This window comes from Ferrimonas pelagia (assembly GCF_039543565.1).
Classification (GTDB): Bacteria; Pseudomonadota; Gammaproteobacteria; order Enterobacterales; family Shewanellaceae; genus Ferrimonas; species Ferrimonas pelagia.
This window is the reverse complement of record NZ_BAABJZ010000105.1, coordinates 15,072-30,286: the sequence shown is the minus strand read 5'-3', so window position 1 is coordinate 30,286 and position 15,215 is coordinate 15,072. Positions and strand designations below refer to the sequence as shown.

The 15,215-nt window shown below is 59.6% G+C and carries 19 protein-coding genes; 5 read left to right on the top strand and 14 right to left on the bottom strand.

The genetic code is table 11. The features are described 5' to 3' along the window. Nucleotide 1: 1 nt before the first annotated feature. Both ABEA08_RS20300 and ABEA08_RS20295 read left to right on the top strand, forming a co-directional pair. Nucleotides 2–1,057 (top strand): ABC transporter permease, encoded by a 1,056-nt coding sequence (locus tag ABEA08_RS20300; RefSeq protein WP_345337255.1) that lies wholly within the window; start codon nt 2–4, stop codon nt 1,055–1,057. Continuing rightward, nucleotides 1,054–2,196, top strand: coding sequence for an ABC transporter permease (locus ABEA08_RS20295; RefSeq protein WP_345337254.1), 1,143 nt, complete (start codon nt 1,054–1,056; stop codon nt 2,194–2,196). The genes ABEA08_RS20300 and ABEA08_RS20295 overlap by 4 nt, the downstream gene beginning before the upstream one ends. 65 nt (nt 2,197–2,261) lie before the next feature. On the opposite strand, the gene yjgA is transcribed toward ABEA08_RS20295, so the two are convergent. Continuing rightward, nucleotides 2,262–2,774, bottom strand: a complete 513-nt coding sequence (gene yjgA, locus ABEA08_RS20290) for a ribosome biogenesis factor YjgA (RefSeq protein WP_345337253.1) — start codon at nt 2,772–2,774, stop codon at nt 2,262–2,264. 192 nt (nt 2,775–2,966) lie between these two features. Here yjgA and pmbA point away from each other — a divergent pair, with 192 nt between their 5' ends. Beyond that, complete coding sequence (pmbA, locus tag ABEA08_RS20285; RefSeq protein WP_345337252.1) at nt 2,967–4,304, top strand: metalloprotease PmbA; 1,338 nt, start codon at nt 2,967–2,969, stop codon at nt 4,302–4,304. A gap of 128 nt (nt 4,305–4,432) precedes the next feature. Here pmbA and ABEA08_RS20280 read toward each other — a convergent pair whose 3' ends face one another. Next, nucleotides 4,433–5,893, bottom strand: coding sequence for a methyl-accepting chemotaxis protein (locus ABEA08_RS20280; protein WP_345337251.1), 1,461 nt, complete (start codon nt 5,891–5,893; stop codon nt 4,433–4,435). 218 nt (nt 5,894–6,111) lie between these two features. Here ABEA08_RS20280 and ABEA08_RS20275 point away from each other — a divergent pair, with 218 nt between their 5' ends. Further along, a complete protein-coding gene (locus ABEA08_RS20275) occupies nt 6,112–6,591 on the top strand; it encodes a YehS family protein (protein WP_345337250.1) in 480 nt (159 codons plus the stop codon). A 15-nt stretch (nt 6,592–6,606) separates the two neighbouring features. On the opposite strand, the gene ABEA08_RS20270 is transcribed toward ABEA08_RS20275, so the two are convergent. Then, nucleotides 6,607–6,879 carry a DUF2845 domain-containing protein gene (locus tag ABEA08_RS20270; protein WP_345337249.1) on the bottom strand — a complete coding sequence of 91 codons (273 nt, stop codon included), beginning with the start codon at nt 6,877–6,879 and terminating at the stop codon, nt 6,607–6,609. An 88-nt stretch (nt 6,880–6,967) separates the two neighbouring features. Here ABEA08_RS20270 and ABEA08_RS20265 point away from each other — a divergent pair, with 88 nt between their 5' ends. Further along, a complete protein-coding gene (locus ABEA08_RS20265) occupies nt 6,968–7,396 on the top strand; it encodes a group I truncated hemoglobin (protein ID WP_345337248.1) in 429 nt (142 codons plus the stop codon). A gap of 9 nt (nt 7,397–7,405) precedes the next feature. Here the strand turns inward: ABEA08_RS20265 and ABEA08_RS20260 are convergent, their stop codons facing one another. The 11 genes from ABEA08_RS20260 to ABEA08_RS20210 all read right to left on the bottom strand — a co-directional run bounded on the left by ABEA08_RS20260 (nt 7,406) and on the right by ABEA08_RS20210 (nt 15,199). Beyond that, complete coding sequence (locus ABEA08_RS20260) at nt 7,406–7,690, bottom strand: HPr family phosphocarrier protein (RefSeq protein WP_345337247.1); 285 nt, start codon at nt 7,688–7,690, stop codon at nt 7,406–7,408. Next, nucleotides 7,668–8,519, bottom strand: coding sequence for an RNase adapter RapZ (gene rapZ, locus ABEA08_RS20255; RefSeq protein WP_345337246.1), 852 nt, complete (start codon nt 8,517–8,519; stop codon nt 7,668–7,670). Before rapZ ends, ABEA08_RS20260 begins: the two co-directional genes overlap by 23 nt. Then, nucleotides 8,516–8,962, bottom strand: coding sequence for a PTS IIA-like nitrogen regulatory protein PtsN (gene ptsN, locus ABEA08_RS20250; protein ID WP_345337245.1), 447 nt, complete (start codon nt 8,960–8,962; stop codon nt 8,516–8,518). Before ptsN ends, rapZ begins: the two co-directional genes overlap by 4 nt. Beyond that, entirely contained in the window at nt 8,962–9,249 is a 288-nt protein-coding gene (gene hpf / locus ABEA08_RS20245; protein WP_345337244.1) for a ribosome hibernation promoting factor, read from the bottom strand. Before hpf ends, ptsN begins: the two co-directional genes overlap by 1 nt. Before the next feature lie 20 nt (nt 9,250–9,269). Further along, nucleotides 9,270–10,766 (bottom strand): RNA polymerase factor sigma-54, encoded by a 1,497-nt coding sequence (locus ABEA08_RS20240; RefSeq protein WP_345337243.1) that lies wholly within the window; start codon nt 10,764–10,766, stop codon nt 9,270–9,272. A 61-nt stretch (nt 10,767–10,827) separates the two neighbouring features. Beyond that, nucleotides 10,828–11,562: an LPS export ABC transporter ATP-binding protein gene (gene lptB, locus ABEA08_RS20235; protein WP_345337242.1), complete on the bottom strand. Its 735-nt coding sequence runs from the start codon at nt 11,560–11,562 to the stop codon at nt 10,828–10,830. Next, on the bottom strand, nt 11,559–12,086 hold the full coding sequence (lptA, locus tag ABEA08_RS20230; protein WP_345337241.1) for a lipopolysaccharide transport periplasmic protein LptA: 528 nt from the start codon (nt 12,084–12,086) through the stop codon (nt 11,559–11,561). The genes lptB and lptA overlap by 4 nt, the downstream gene beginning before the upstream one ends. Nucleotides 12,087–12,144: 58 nt before the next feature. Then, the gene (lptC, locus tag ABEA08_RS20225; protein WP_345337240.1) at nt 12,145–12,696 is read right to left on the bottom strand and encodes an LPS export ABC transporter periplasmic protein LptC; all 552 of its coding nucleotides are present in this window, start codon (nt 12,694–12,696) and stop codon (nt 12,145–12,147) included. Next, on the bottom strand, nt 12,693–13,247 hold the full coding sequence (gene kdsC / locus ABEA08_RS20220) for a 3-deoxy-manno-octulosonate-8-phosphatase KdsC (protein ID WP_345337239.1): 555 nt from the start codon (nt 13,245–13,247) through the stop codon (nt 12,693–12,695). Before kdsC ends, lptC begins: the two co-directional genes overlap by 4 nt. Beyond that, nucleotides 13,247–14,221, bottom strand: coding sequence for a KpsF/GutQ family sugar-phosphate isomerase (locus ABEA08_RS20215; protein ID WP_345337238.1), 975 nt, complete (start codon nt 14,219–14,221; stop codon nt 13,247–13,249). The genes kdsC and ABEA08_RS20215 overlap by 1 nt, the downstream gene beginning before the upstream one ends. A gap of 15 nt (nt 14,222–14,236) precedes the next feature. Further along, entirely contained in the window at nt 14,237–15,199 is a 963-nt protein-coding gene (locus ABEA08_RS20210; protein WP_345337330.1) for a calcium/sodium antiporter, read from the bottom strand. Nucleotides 15,200–15,215: the final 16 nt, after the last annotated feature.

The window sequence follows — 15,215 nt, the reverse complement described above, 5'->3', positions numbered from 1 at the left end:
GATGTGGCGTTGGCTTCGTCGCGATCCTTGGCAGGCGTTTATCCTGCTGCTGGCGCCGGCTGTGTTGGTGGCGGCGCTGTATAGCGTGTTTGCGGCCCGTTTGCCGGTGGCGCTGCCGGTGGGCTGGATCGATCAGGAGCAGATCCCCTTGTCGCGCCAATTGGGGCGGCAGCTCGAGGCCAGTCCGGTGATCACGCTGCACAGCTTTGCTGATGAAAAGGCGGCGCAGACGGCCTTGGCCACCGGCGAGATCTACGCCTTGGTGCAGATCCCGGCAGGGTTTGGCGCCGCGCTGCGGCGGCAGCAGGGGGCGACGATCGATGTGCGCTATAACGGCCAATATCTGCTGCTGGCGCGGCGCTTGTCGGCGCCGTTACAGCAGGCATTGGGCTCGGAGCTGCAACAGCAAGCGGCTCTGTCTTTGACCGCGCAAGGGGTGCCGCTGCCGGCGCAAGCGGCGCAGCTGGCGCCCATTAGGGTGCAGCTGACGGCCGAGAATAACCAGAGCTTGGATTATGCGGCGTTTTTGGTACCACCGCTGGCGCTGTCGGTGTGGCAGGTGTTGGTGCTGTTTGCGCTGCTCAATCTGCTGCAACGACCGCCGCCAGGGCATGCGCCGATGAGGTGGTTGGTGCCGGTGATGCTGTGGATGTGGCTCTGGGGTGGGGCCGGGCTTTGGCTGATGCGTCCGCTGTTGGGGCTGCCGTCCGGAGCGGGATTGATGTTGCCATGGCTGGGGCTGCTGCCTTTGATGGTGCCGCTGGCAACGGTGGCGATGCTGCTGGTGCGGACCGGCAAGGAAGCGGTGCAGCTGGTGAGTACCGGCGCGGCGTTTTTGACCCCGGCGATGACCTATATGGGCGTGACGATGCCGGAGGGGGACATGCCTTGGGCGGCCCAGTGGTGGGCCCAGTGGATCCCCAGTAGCCACTATATGCCGCTGTTGCAGAGTTACAGTGGGATCGGGACGGCGGATTGGCTGAGTCTTTGGCCTATGCTGTTGCCGTTGCCGGTGATGGGCTTATTGATCTGGCGATTCCAGCGGGAGGCGGTATGAGCGATTGGCGTGCGCTATGGCACGAGCAGGCAAGGGCGCTGTTGTCTGATCGCCCGGTGTTGTTGACCTTCTTCGCCGGTCTGATCTTGTATGTGTTTCTGTACCCCTTGCCCTACCTGCATCAGGTCGCGGGTGCTCAACCTGTGTTGCTGTTGGATCAAGACAACAGTGCGACCAGTCGGCAGTTGGTGCGGGCGCTTCAGGCCAGCCCGGGGATCCGCTTTAGCGCGACGGAGCAGAGCATTGCTGAAGCCCAGCGTCAGGTACGGGCTGGCGATAGCAAGGGCCTGGTGTTGATCCCGCCCCAATTCGAGCAGCAGATCCGCCGTGGCGTGCCTGCGACGGTGGTGGTGTCCGCGGATGCGCATTATTTCCTGTCCTACGGCACCATTGCCGAGCAGGTGGTGCAGGCCAGCTCGGCGCTGAGCGGTGAGATCCGGCTGCAGCGTCAATTGCAGCATGGTCATACCGCGGCGGCCTATGGCGATCGTTATCCGGGCTTGCAGATCAATATGGTGCCCGCCAGTAACCTGAAGATGGGGTATCTGGATTATGTGTTGCCGGGCCTGTTTGTATTGATCTTGCATCAGGTGATGATCATCTGTGTCGGCATTGCTACGGTGCGCCAGCATCGGCAGTCCGGTCGTTGGCAGCGCTGTCGCAGTTGGCAGATCTTGGCAGTGCAGGCCAGCCTGTTGCTGCCCCCCTTCCTGCTGGCCGCGTGCTGGTATTTGGGGCCCGCCCTGGCCATGTACCAGGTGACGCTGTTGGCGGCGTTGCCGGCGCTGTGGCGCCTGCTGCTGCCCTTCTTCTTGGCAAGTTTCTTCTTGGCTGTCAGTTTGGGCTTGCTGTTCCGGCACCGCGATAGCCTAAGCCAGATGATGGTGTTGGTGTCGATGCCCCTGTTGTTCACTGCGGGCTTTGTCTGGCCGGTTGAGAGTCTGCCGGCACCCTGGCTGGCGTTGTGGGGGTTGATCCCTTCTCAGCCGATGATGCAGGCGATGATCCAACTCAATCAGATGGCGGCACCGCTCTCGGCGTTGGCGGATCTGCAGCGGATCTTGTGGTTACTGACCTTGGGCTGGGGCGCGATCGCGCTGGCGTTGTGGCAGCGCAAGCTGGCATCGGCCCGAGTCTGATTGGTATCGGCGGGAGCCCAATAAAAAAGCGAGCCACTGGCTCGCTTTTTTTCGCTGAGGCTGGCTCAGTCGTCGAGGGTATAGCGCAACAGCTTGAACAGCTCGCGGGCGGCCTTGGGCGGCTTTTCCTGGCTTTGCTCTTTCATGGCCTGGCGGATCAGTTGGCGCAAACGCTGAACTTCACCGGCCAGCGCAGGGTGCTCGGCTAGCGCGGCTTGCAGAGCGTCGTTGCCACCGCTGATCAGCTGATCGCGCAGCTGCTCCATTCGATGGAAGCGGGCATTGGCCTGATTGTGCTTGTTGGTGATCAGATCCAGCGCTTGCTGCATCGGCTCGGTATCCCGAGTCCGCATCAGTTTACCGACAAACTGAACCTGACGGCGGTAGGCCTCTTTCTTGCCTTGCAGCCGTTGGGCCAACGCCAAGGCGTCCGCTAGGTCTTCATCCATGGGGATCTTCGCCAGCTCATTTTTATTGAGCTTGAGCAGCTCCAGGCCGAGCTTTTGTGGCGCTTCGGCTTCGCGCTTCAGCTGGGTTTTGCTGATGAAATCGTCATCAAAGTCGTCGTACTTGGCCATGCAGGCTCTCCACCATTAAAACGAACACCGAGCGGCGGGCTGATGCCGCCGAACCCACTATTCTAACAGGCTTGAGCGGGGCTCGACCAGAATTCTGATGGATATCGCCCCGTGGCGTCGGTTTGAGCTGCCACCGTACCAGTGACTTTGCTATCCTGTGGCTTCGACCTAAATCATAGAGCTATCCCATCGATGAGTGAGCGTTTGGCGCAGCAGCGCGAAGAATTGGAGCAGGCGGTATCCCGCGCCTTGGACGTGGCCGGCCAGCTGGGGCTGGACAGTGCGGAAGTGGCGGTGCAGAAGCAGCAGGGCTTGTCCGTTTCGACCCGGATGGGCGAAGTGGAAACCGTGGAGTTTAACAAGGACGGCGCGCTGGGGATCTGTGTTTATCGGGATGGCCGCAAAGGCAATGCCTCGACCTCCGATCTGTCTGCGGATGCGATCGCTGCCACGGTCAAGGCCGCTGCCACCATTGCCAGCCAGACCACGGCGGATGAGCACAATGGCCTGGCAGAGGCGGCACTGATGCCGACGTCAGCGCTGGAGTTGGACTTGTACCACCCTCATGATATCGATCCGCAGCAGGCGGTGGCGCTCGCGGCGCGAGCAGAGCGGGCTGGTCTGGCGGCGGATCCGCGGATCAACAACTCCGATGGTGGTAACTTTAACAGTCACGAGAGCCTTAAGGTGTATGGCAACACCCATGGCTTTATCGGCAGTTATGCCTCGTCCCGTCACAGCTTGTCGGCGGTGATGATCGGCGAAGACGCTAACGGCATGGAGCGCGATTACGATTACGGCGTGGCGCGTCGCTTTGAGGATCTGCCTTCGCCGGAGGCGATCGGTCATCAGGCGGGCTTAGAGACCGCTTCGCGCCTGGGCGCCCGCAAGATCGACACCTGCAACGTGCCGGTGCTGTTCAATGCGGCCCAGTCGGTTGGGTTGATCGGCCATTTGATCAGTGCGATCAGCGGCGCCAGCTTGTACCGCAACGCCAGTTTCCTCAAGGACAGCCTAGGTACCCAGCTGTTTCCACAGTGGCTGAATATCGAAGAGCGGCCGCACCTGAGAGGCGGCTTGGCGTCGTCGGCCTTTGACAGTGAGGGCGTGGCAACGCGGGATCGCGATATCATTCGTGCCGGCACCCTGGAAAGCTACCTGCTGACCGCCTATTCGGCGCGACGCCTGGGGATGGCCAACACCGGCCATGCGGGTGGGATCTACAACTGGAATGTGAGCCGCAATGGCGGCGATCTGGCGGCCATGCTGAAGCAGCTAGGTACCGGTTTGTATGTGACCGAGTTGATGGGCCAAGGGGTCAACGGCGTGACCGGCGATTACTCTCGAGGCGCCGCTGGATTCTGGGTGGAGAACGGTGAGATCCAGTTCCCGGTGCACGAGATCACCATCGCCGGTAACCTCAAGACCATGTATCGCGATATGGTGGCGATGGGCTCGGATCTGGATCCGCGTCACTCCATCGCTGCCGGTCCTATCTTGCTGGAGTCGATGAAGGTCGCCGGGAACTAAGCCGAGCCTGTCGGACGCGCCCGCCCACTGCACTGACAGTGGGCGGGCGTTTTTGTTGGTCATGAAGAGACGGCTGACACGGGGCGGGGCTGAGTCGAAAGACGTTTGTCTATCGACTCGGAGGGCATTTAACGCTGCGCCTGATGGTGGATCACGCTGCTCAGCGATGAAGCAAGCTGCTCCAGCGTCGCGACTTGGGTGTTGAGCTGCTCCCCTTGGGTGGCGACGGCCTGGGCCACTTGCTGGGTGTCTTGGACGCCACTGGCCATGCTTTGACTGGCCCGCTCCATGGTCTTGATCGCGCCCACTTGCTCGCCGATCACCCCGGCCAGCTCATTGACCTCTTGCTGGGTGTTGCCCACCTCGCGAATGATCCCATGCAGCTCTTTGGTCGAGGAGCGGATAACGCTTTGGCCATGCTCCATCGCTTTGTGGCTGTTATCCAACAGCTGGCGGATCTCTACCGCCGCTTCATTGGACTTGCGCGACAGCTCGCGTACCTGCTCGGCCACCACGGCAAAGCCGCGGCCGTGCTCGCCGGCCCGCGCCGCTTCGATGGCGGCATTGAGCGCCAGCAGATTGGTTTGATCGGCGACAGAGGTGATGAGGGTGGCCACAGAGTGGATCTGGGTATTGCTGTCGGCGATACGGGTGATCGCATCGGTGGTGGCCTGCAAGCTGGCTGAGCTGTTTTGCGCCTGTTGGTTGATGGCGGCGCTGCGCTGTTTGAGCTCGACCACGAACTGGTCGGAATGCTGGATCCCCGCCTGGATATGGGTCACCTCTTCTGACAGCTGGTTAGCGGCCTGACTTTGCTGGCCGCAGGCATCGCCCAGTGTCCCCACTTGCTGCTGCAGCTCTTTGGCCTGCTGCGCCAGTTGCTCGGCCATCCGTGACAGTTGCTCGACGTTGTTGCTGGCTTGCGCGACGATCTGTTGCATCGCTTGCTCGCCCTCTTTGGCCTGCATGGCGCTGACGGCGCTGGCCTCTTGCGCCTGCTGGGTTTGCTCGAGCATGGCTTCTCGGCGTACCGCTGTGTAGCCTTGCGCAAACACAATGATCGCCAGCGGCAGCAGCAGGCCACTAAAGGCCTCTAACTGTTGGCGCTGCGTCGTCAAGTCATGGGACGGGAAAGCGTAGTTGGCGGCTTCGGCCCAGACGAAGGCGATGGCGATGGCCAGCACGGTAATGGCATACGCTGAGGCCTGTCGGGCCGTGCTCACCACAAAGATCCCGATCACCGCCAAGACCAACCATAGCTTTTGGGTGGAAGCGATGATCCCGCCATCAAAGTAGACCATGGCACTGGCGTGCCAGAGCATGCCGCCAAATCCCAGCATGCGCATCAGCAGCAGCGAGCCACCTTGGCGCGCCACCAAGCATCCGGCCACCTGGCCGCCCATCATCATCAGTGAGGATACGATCAATTCGCTGTGATCGGCATTGGCCCACTTAAGCAGACTGTAGGTTCCGGTGGCGAACGCCAGCAGAGAAAATGCCATGAAATTTTCCAGCAAACGGTATTCGTTGATGGCGAGGGCGTGCTGGCGCGGCATAAACAGCTGGCGCCACAAGACAATGGGGTTCATGAAGGGGGCCTTGGCGGGTGATTTGATGGTTTAGGGCGTCAATCTAATCGGCTTTTGAAGTGAAGTCAGAGTAAAAACTCTAGTTCATGATCTGACCCTTGTTCATTGGGGCTTTCCCCGCTTTCCACGGGCGGATCTCTTACTTGCGCGAGTTCGGCTGGCGGGCGCGGCGTTGGAGGCGTACACTTGCCGATCCTTTTCCATAACAGGCCCTTTTCATGCGTAATAACGATCTGCTGCGCCAACTGCGCTATGCCCTCACATTCAATAACCCGGATATGATCGCGGTGTTTGCCTTGATGAACTACACCATCACCAAGGAAGAGCTGGATCCGATGCTGAAAAAAGAGGAAGAGGATGGGGTGATCGAGTGTCGCGATCGCACCTTTGCCGCCTTTCTGGATGGCCTGATCATCAAGTATCGAGGCGTGCAAGAGGGCCGCGAGCCAAAGCTGTTGGCGCGCAGCGCCCGCCTGAACAACAATGAGGTGCTGCGTAAACTGCGTATCGCACTGGAGCTGCGGGACGATGACATCATCGCGATCCTCAAGCTGTCCAACTTCCGGATCTCCAAGTCGGAGCTATCAGCGCTGTTCCGCAAGCCGGATCATCGTAACTACCAAGAGTGTGGCGATCAATTGCTGCGCAACTTTGTCCGTGGTCTGGGGCAGAAAAACCGCCCGCAAGCGGCCAAGTAAGTTTCACCGGGCCGATTAGCGTACCAGTCTGATCTCGGTGATCTTCCCTTTGTGGATCTGGAATACGGTGATCGGTCCGGTCTTGCTGCGTTGGTAGTGGTACTCCTTGCGGCTCTTGCCCACACTGTCGCTATCAAACGGCTTGCCACAATGGTTGAGCAGGGTACTTTTGCTGTCGCCCAGCTTGACCAGATCGGTGCCGCAGCGCGCCGAATGCACCTGCTTTTCTAACCCATTGGCCTGGCAAGCTAATAGTATCAGCCCTGCGCCAATCGCTGTTTTCCTCATGTCCTTTTCGCCTCTGTGGTGACGTCCTGTCGAGTTCTCTTTTACTGTCGGTTGCCTGTTTGGATCAACAAGGTGGATGGAGTGCACGGTGGCACTCAAGCTGTCTATGCTGTTGACAGGGATCACCTCGCTGGTGGTCAAACTCGTAGAGGAGCACGCTATGATCTCTCTGTATCAACGTCTCGGGGGGCGGGATGGGATCACGCAGATCGCATCCGATCTGGTCGAACTGCACCACAATAACCCGAGGATCGCGCCGCGTTTTGTTGGCTCAGATCTGGCGAGCTTGAAGCAGTCGGCGGCCGCCTTCTTTATCACCGGCGCCGGTGGACCTGCCTGTTATACCGGCCAGGACATGGTCTCAGTCCATCGAGGCATGAACATCGACGGTGAAGAGTTTCTGGCGGTGTTGGATGATGCGTTGGTGGCGTTGGGGAAAAATGGGGTGGCCCAGCGTGAGCAGGAGGAGGTACTGTTTATCCTCTACAGCATGAAAGCGCAGATCGTGCACGGTTAACGGCGCGGCTCATTCCTTTTCATCGAAGCGCGCCGCGAACAGCTGACAGACCGCCTCCAAGGCGGGCTGCGCGTCCGGGCCACAGCAGCGCACGGTGACGTTCTTGCCTTGACTGCCTTGCAGCAGCAGGATCCCGAGTACGCTGTCGGCATCGGCGCTTTGCTCATCCTGATGTAGGGTGATGTGGGCATCGAAGCGGCTGGCCAATTGGACCAGCCGGGTGGCGGCGCGGGCGTGCAGACCGAGCTTGTTGATCACCTCGACGGTGCGTTCAATCTGCGATGTTGAGTTCACGATGGCGGATCTGGACGCTGGCTTTGTGTTGTCGGAAGCGCTGTGCCAGTTGATTGGCGACATAGACGCTGCGGTGTTTGCCACCGGTGCAACCGATGGCAACGGTCAGGTAGGCGCGGTTGTTGCGTTCGAGCATGGGCAGCCAGTTGAGCAAGAAGCGCTCGGTGTGATCGATAAAGCGGGCCACGCTGCTGTGCTTGAGAAAGAAGTCCATCACCGGTTGTTCCAGCCCGGTGTGGGCGCGCAGCTCGGCTTCCCAATGCGGATTGGGCAGGAAGCGGACATCAAACAGGTAGTCGGCCTGCTTGGGCATGCCGTATTTGAAGCCAAACGACTCAAACACCAGCATCATCTCCTGATTGACCTGGCCGAGCAGGCGGGAGCGGATCTCATCGGCCAACTGATACACCGACAGGTTGTCGGTCAGAATGTGGTGATCGCAATCCTGCGCCAGCGGGGCCAATAGGCGTCGCTCCTCGGCAATGGCATCGGCCAGCGCCTTACCGTCCCTGGATAGCGGGTGCATGCGCCGGGTTTCGCTGTAGCGTTTGAGCAGGTGGTCGTCGCCAGCGTCGAGGAAGAAGATCTGAACCTCGATATCCTTATCCAGCATGGCGCGCAGGCGCGCAATATCCAGCTGCTGCAGGGGCAGGTTGCGGATATCCAGACTGACGGCGATCTCGTTGTTGAGGCCGGTTTGGCTGCGCAGCAGTTGCGGCAACAGCTCTAACGGCAGGTTATCGACACAGTAGTAGCCCAGATCTTCCATGATCCGCAGTGCAACGGTTTTACCTGCGCCGGATCGGCCGGATAAGATGATTAACTTCACTGGGTCACGAGCTCATACAGATGGTGGTTGTCTTCGGTCTTGCGCAGGGCGCGGCACAGCTCCTTCTGGCTGAGTTTGCCGGCAACCGTGCGCAGGGTCGCTAGGTGTTGAGCGTGCTCTTGCTCGGGCACAAACAGGGCGAACAGCAGATCGACCGGTTGCTGATCGATGGCGTCAAACTCAATGGGTTGAGCGCACTTGAGCAGCACGGCGATCGGGTGTTTGATGCGGCCCAGCCGTCCGTGCGGCAGGGCGATCCCTTTGCCTATGCCGGTGCTGCCCATTTTTTCCCTGGCCATTAGGCTTTCGAACAGCTCGTGTTGAGGCAGCTCTGGGCACTGGCTGGCAGCCAATTCGCTGATCATCTCCAGCGCCCGCTTTTTGCTGAGGCCGGGCGCAACACAGCGGGTACGCTCCGGCGAGAGTATTGTTGTTATCTCCATCAGTGCCTGGAAATTTTCTCTTTATGTTTAATTACTTGTCGGTCTAGCTTGTCCACGAGACCGTCGATGGCGGCGTACATGTTCTCATGTTCATGGGTGGCAAACACCTCCCCCCCATTCAGATGCAGCTTCGCTTCGGCGATCTGCTGCAATTTTTGTACATTGAGGATCACATGTACATTGTTAATGTGGTCGAAATGGCGTTCCAATCGCTCAAATTTTTCATGCACATAGTCTCTTAAGGCTTCGGTAACGTCGACGTGGTGCCCGGTAAGATTGATCTGCATAAGGTGACCTCCATTGCGCGTTAAAGGGTTTTGCGCTGGTTCGAGGGGGGGATGGAGAGGGCTTCCCGGTATTTGGCGATGGTACGCCGTGCAACCTGAATGCCCTGCTCCGCGAGAAGCTGTGCCATCTTACTGTCGCTGAGCGGCTTCTTGGGGCTCTCAGCGGCCACCAGTTTTTTGATCAGCGCGCGGATCGCGGTCGAGGAGCACTCGCCGCCGCCGTCGGTACTGACGTGACTGGAGAAAAAATACTTTAGCTCAAAGATCCCACGTGGGGTATGCATGTACTTCTGGGTGGTGACGCGGGAGATGGTGGACTCGTGCATGTCTACCGCTTCGGCGACGTCGTTGAGTACCATAGGTTTCATGGCCTCATCGCCGTATTCGAGGAAGCCTTGTTGATACTGAACGATGCAATTGGCCACTTTCATTAAGGTGTCGTTTCGGCTCTCTAGGCTCTTAATAAACCATTTTGCGTCCTGCAGATGGCCGCGCACAAACTGGCTATCGCCATTGTTGCGCGCCCCGCGACTGAGGGCGGCGTATTGCTCATTGATGCGCAGCTTTGGCATCGCATCGGGATTGAGCTCCACGACCCAGCGCCCCTGTTTCTTGCTGACCGAGACGTCTGGTATCACATATTGGCTCTCGCTGGCGGCGATGCTGCTGCCGGGGCGGGGAGTGAGTGATTGGATTAAGGCCATGGCATCTCGTAACTCATCTTCTTTGAGTCTAGTGCGCCGCAGCAAGGTACGAAAGTCGCGGTTGGCCAATAGATCCATATGTTGCTGTAACAGGATAATGGCTTCTGCCTTCCATGGGGTCTCTGCGGGTAACTGGGCCAGCTGGATCTGCAGGCATTCGGCCAGATCGCGGGAGGCGCAGCCAACGGGATCAAACTGTTGTACCCGCTTGAGGACGGCGATCACTTCGTCCAGCTCGATCTCGTCGGCGCCCTGGGCTTCCAGGATCTCCTCGGCACTGACGGTGAGGTACCCGTGCTCGTCGATGGCATCGATGATGGTGGTGGCGATGGCCCGATCGGTGTCGGTCATCGGCGTCAATTCCATCTGCCAGATCAGGTGGCTTTGCAGATCCATGCTGGTTTCGCCTTGATACTGGCTGTCGTCGTCCCGTATCGCGCTGGCCATTGGGGCAGGGGCGGCGCTATAGACGTCGTCCCAGGTGCTGTCGAGTGGCAGATCGTCGGACATATCGGTTTGAGACAGGGCCTCGGGTGTCTCGATGGCGGCTTGCTCGGTGGGTTCAAAGCCCTCGTCCGAGCTCGTCTCGCTGCTTGTGTTGTTGTCGCTGGCCGTGCCATCGGTGTTGTTGTCGTTGTTCTCAGTCTGTTGTTCAAACTCGTCGCTGCTTTCCAGCAAAGGATTGGATTCCAGCGCCTCTTGGATCTCCTGCTGGAGATCTAAGGTGGACAATTGCAGCAGGCGGATCGCCTGTTGCAGTTGCGGCGTCATGGTTAACTGCTGACCCAGCTTTAGTTGCAGGGAGGTCTTCATTGGTACCCGATCCTTGTTGTGTGTCTCTGGCGTCCCTGTATTGGGGCGGTAGGGAGCAACACTAGAGTTTGAACTGATCGCCCAGATAGACGGAGCGAACCAGTTTGTCGTTGAGCACTTCTTCTGGTGCGCCCTGCGCGATCATTTCACCGTGGCTGACGATGTAGGCGTATTCGCACACATCCAGAGTTTCGCGCACATTATGGTCGGTGATCAAGACGCCTAGACCGCGCAACTTGAGGTGTTGGATGATCTTCTTAATGTCGATCACGGAGATCGGATCGACCCCAGCAAACGGCTCGTCCAGCAGAATGAATTGGGGATCGGCGGCCAGTGCCCGTGCGATCTCGACTCGGCGCCGTTCACCGCCGGACAGCGCCATGCCCAGGCTTTCACGGATATGGGTAATGTTGAACTCTTCCAGTAGCTGCTCGAGTTTTTCCAGCCGCTGGGTTTTGTTGAGATCCTTACGGGTCTGCAACACCGCCATCAGGTTATCGAACACGGTCAGCTTGCGGAAGATGGACGATTCCTGTGGCAGGTAGCCGATCCCTTTGCGGGCGCGGGAATGCATCGGCAGCAGGGTGATCTCTTCGTCATCAATGCTGATCCGGCCTTTGTCGTTTTGCACCAGGCCGACCACCATGTAGAAGGTGGTGGTCTTGCCGGCGCCATTGGGGCCGAGCAGGCCCACGATCTGACCGGTCTTGACCTCCAAACCAACGCTCTTGACGACCTGGCGTCCGCTGTAGGTCTTGGCCAGTTGTTCGGCTTTGAGAATGCTTACCTTACTCATGGTTGTGGCTCTGTTTGCTGTTGCTCTTGTTCGTCGTTATTACGCTCGGTCGGCATAAAAATGGTGGTGATCTGCTCGTCGGCGCTGCCTTGCGCGGTTAGGCGTTGCAGGCGGGCGTTATAGCTGATGGTTTCGCCGCGCACCAAGCTGCCTTCCTGGCTCAACTCGGCGTCGCCGGTCATGATCAGATCCTGAGTATTGATGTCATAGCGGATCTCGTTGGCCTGCGCCTTGGCAAGCAAGCCGTTGTCCATCATCTGCTGATAGGTGGCGGGGTTGCCGGTGGCGATCATCACCTGATGACTTTTGTCTTCACTGGATTCTAGGGTGAGGCGATCGGCTAGGATCTTAAGGCTGCCCTGGGTGATCTGCACATTGTCGATGTATTCCAGCGTGCGGTTAGTGAAATCGCCACTGGAGCGATCGGCGGAGACGGTCACCGGCTGAGTGAAGTCGGCTTCGGTGGCTTGCAGGCCGGGCGTCAGCAGCAACAGGCCCCAAACCAGAAGTTTTTTACATGTCATGTGGTTACTTACCTTATTGGTCATCGCGCGGGTGGGTGCGTTCGGGCGTTGGGCGCCGTTATTGCACTTGATAGGTCGCGTTGACATCGTGTTGTAATTCAATCTTGTTGTGGTTGAGATCGGCCCAGAGCCCAGTGGCATTAAGGGTAAAGAGCTCGCCTTCGGCCCGGATTGGCGCGTCCGAGGTCATCACCATGGTTTCCAGATCCAGGGTGAGATGATCGGTATGTATGGTGCGCAGCGGCTCCTCCGGCTCGATGGCGGTGATCACCACCTGTTGCTGCAGCAGCAGGTAGCGGTTTTGCTGCAGGCGGCCGCTGGTGGCCTGGACTTTCCAGACGCCGGGCTGATCCTCGGGATAGATCAGGTAGATCGGTTGATCGAACTCGGTCAGCGCCTCTTGCTGATAGTGCTGCATGCTGTCGGCGGCGATCTCCGCGGCCAGCCGGCCGTTGGCGTCGTAGCTGCGGGTGCGCAGGGCGCGCGCAACGAAGTCGGGCTCGGAGCTGGCGTCAAACGCCGGCGCTTGCTCTTCGAGCTGCACGCTGCGCCAATACAGGCCCGCGGCCAATGCCAGAAGGATCAGACCGATCCAGTATTCACGTTTCATACCGACAGCCCTTTGGCGTCCGCCAGTTTGCCCTGAGCTTGCAGCAGCAGATCGCACAGCTCACGGACGGCGCCAAAGCCGCCACGCAATGAGGTGCGGTAGTGGGCATGGGGCAGCAGGGCGGGGTGGGCGTCATTGACGGCCACCGCCAGTCCCACCTGTCGCATGACCGCCAGATCGACCAGATCGTCGCCGATGTAGGCGCACTCGCTGTCTTCCAGCGCCAGTTGTTGCTTGAGCTGTTCAAAGGCCGACAGTTTGTCTTCGCAGCCCTGAATAATATGTTTGACCCCAAGATCGGTCATTCGTTGCTGGACGATGGCCGAGCGGCGGCCGGTGATCACGGCCATCGGGATCTGGGCGTGTTGCAGCGCTTTGACGCCAAAGCCGTCGCGGGTGTGGAAGGCTTTGAGTTCTTCGCCGTCGTTGCCCAGATAGATCCGCCCGTCGGAAAATACGCCATCGACGTCGCAGATCAGCAGGCGAATGGTGCTGGCGCGTTCCATCACTTCGGCGTTGACCGGGCCGTAAAGCGTCACGATCGGCTCCATTACAAGACTCCTGCTTTGAGCATGTCCATCATATTCAGTGCCCCTTCCGGTCGGCCTTGCTCATCGACGGTGATCAGGCCATTGATCTTGCGCGATTCCATCATCTGCAGGGCTTCTGCGGCCAGCAGATGACTGGAGATGGTGACGGGATCTTGGGTCATGACATCGCCAATGGCGGTGCTGTGAATATCCACTTTAGCATCCAGCACGCGTCGCAGATCGCCATCGGTGAAGATCCCGCTCAGTTTGTCGTCTGCAGTGGTCACGGCGGTCATGCCGAGGCCTTTGGCGGAGATCTCCAGCAAGGCGGCGGAGATGGTGACATCCTGCCGGACCTGGGGCAGCCGGTCATCGCGGTGCATCAGATCGGCCACACGCAGCAGCAGTTTGCGGCCCAGCGCCCCGCCGGGGTGGGACAGGGCAAAGTCATCGGCGGTAAAGCCCCGGGCCTGGAGCAAGGCAACGGCGATGGCGTCCCCCATCACCAGCGTGGCGGTGGTGGAGGAGGTGGGGGCCAGACCCAGTGGGCAGGCTTCCTCTTCGACCTTGATGCACAGATGGTGTTGTGCCAATTGGGCCATGCTGGAGTTCGGGTTGCCGGTCATGGCGATCACCGCCAGCCCCATCCGTTTGATCACCGGCATCAGGGTGAGGATCTCGTGGGCTTCACCTGAGTTGGAGATGGCGATCACCACGTCCTGTGGGGCCAACATGCCCAGATCGCCATGGCTGGCTTCGCCGGGATGGACAAAAAACGCCGGGGTGCCGGTACTGGCGAGGGTGGCGGCGATCTTATTGCCGATGTGACCGGACTTGCCCATCCCCATCACGACAACTTTGCCTTTGCAGGCCAGTAAGGTTTCGCATGCCGCAACGAATTCGTCGTCGATGAAGCGGTGCAGATGTTGGATGGCGGCGGTCTCGATATCGATGACGCGCTTTGCCCATTGATGCCATTGTGATGCGGTAGACATCGGCTCTCCTGTGGATCACGCGGCCTGAGTAAACAGGGTAAATTGGTAGGCAATGAAGGCGACCAGCAGCAAGCCACCTTCAAGGCGGCCGATGCTGCGGCTGCGTTTGAGCAAGAGTAACAGCAGCGGGGCCAGGCTGGTAGCCAGCATAATGTAGTAGTCTCGGCCCGCAGCGGCGGCATCGATGGTGCCGGGGGCGATCAGGGTGGGGATCGCCAACACGGCCAAGATATTGAACAGGTTGGAGCCCACCACGTTGCCGATCACCAGATCATCCTCGCCCTTGGCCAGGCCGGCGAGGCAGGCGGCTAACTCGGGCAGACTGGTGCCGACGGCGATGATGGTCAGGCCGATCACCAGATCGGACAGGCCAAAGAATTGGGCGATGACCACGGCGTTGTTGACCATGAGATCCGCCGCCAACGGCAGCAGCAGCATGCCGACGGCCAGCCACAGCAGGGCTTTGGCCATGGGGACATCGCTGGGGATCTCGTCGTCGCTTTCGGCGATAAGGGGATCGCTGCTGCGGGTACGCAGTGCTGAGGCGATCAGGACACCCATCACCAAAATGAACGCCAGTGCCAGGATCAGCCCATCGGTGCGGCTTAGGTGCAGATCGTGCATTAGGTAGCCGGCCAGTACGGTGGCGGCCAACATCAATGGCAGCTCTTTGATCAGAGTAGAGGAGCCCACCAGTAGCGGGCGGATCAGCGCGGTGGCGCCGAGGATCAGGGTGATGTTGGCGATGTTGGAGCCGATGACATTGCCGATGGCGGTATCGAGTCGGCCCTCGATGGCGGCGTTGGCGGCGACCATGGCTTCGGGTGCGGAGGAGCCCATGGAGACGATGGTCAGACCGATGATCAGTGGTGGTAGCCCCAGATTGCGGGCCAGTGCGGCGGCGCCGTAGACAAAACGGTCGGCGCTCCAGACCAATAAGGCCAGGCCAAGCAACAATAAAACCAGATTCAATATCATGCCGGTGCCATGGGTC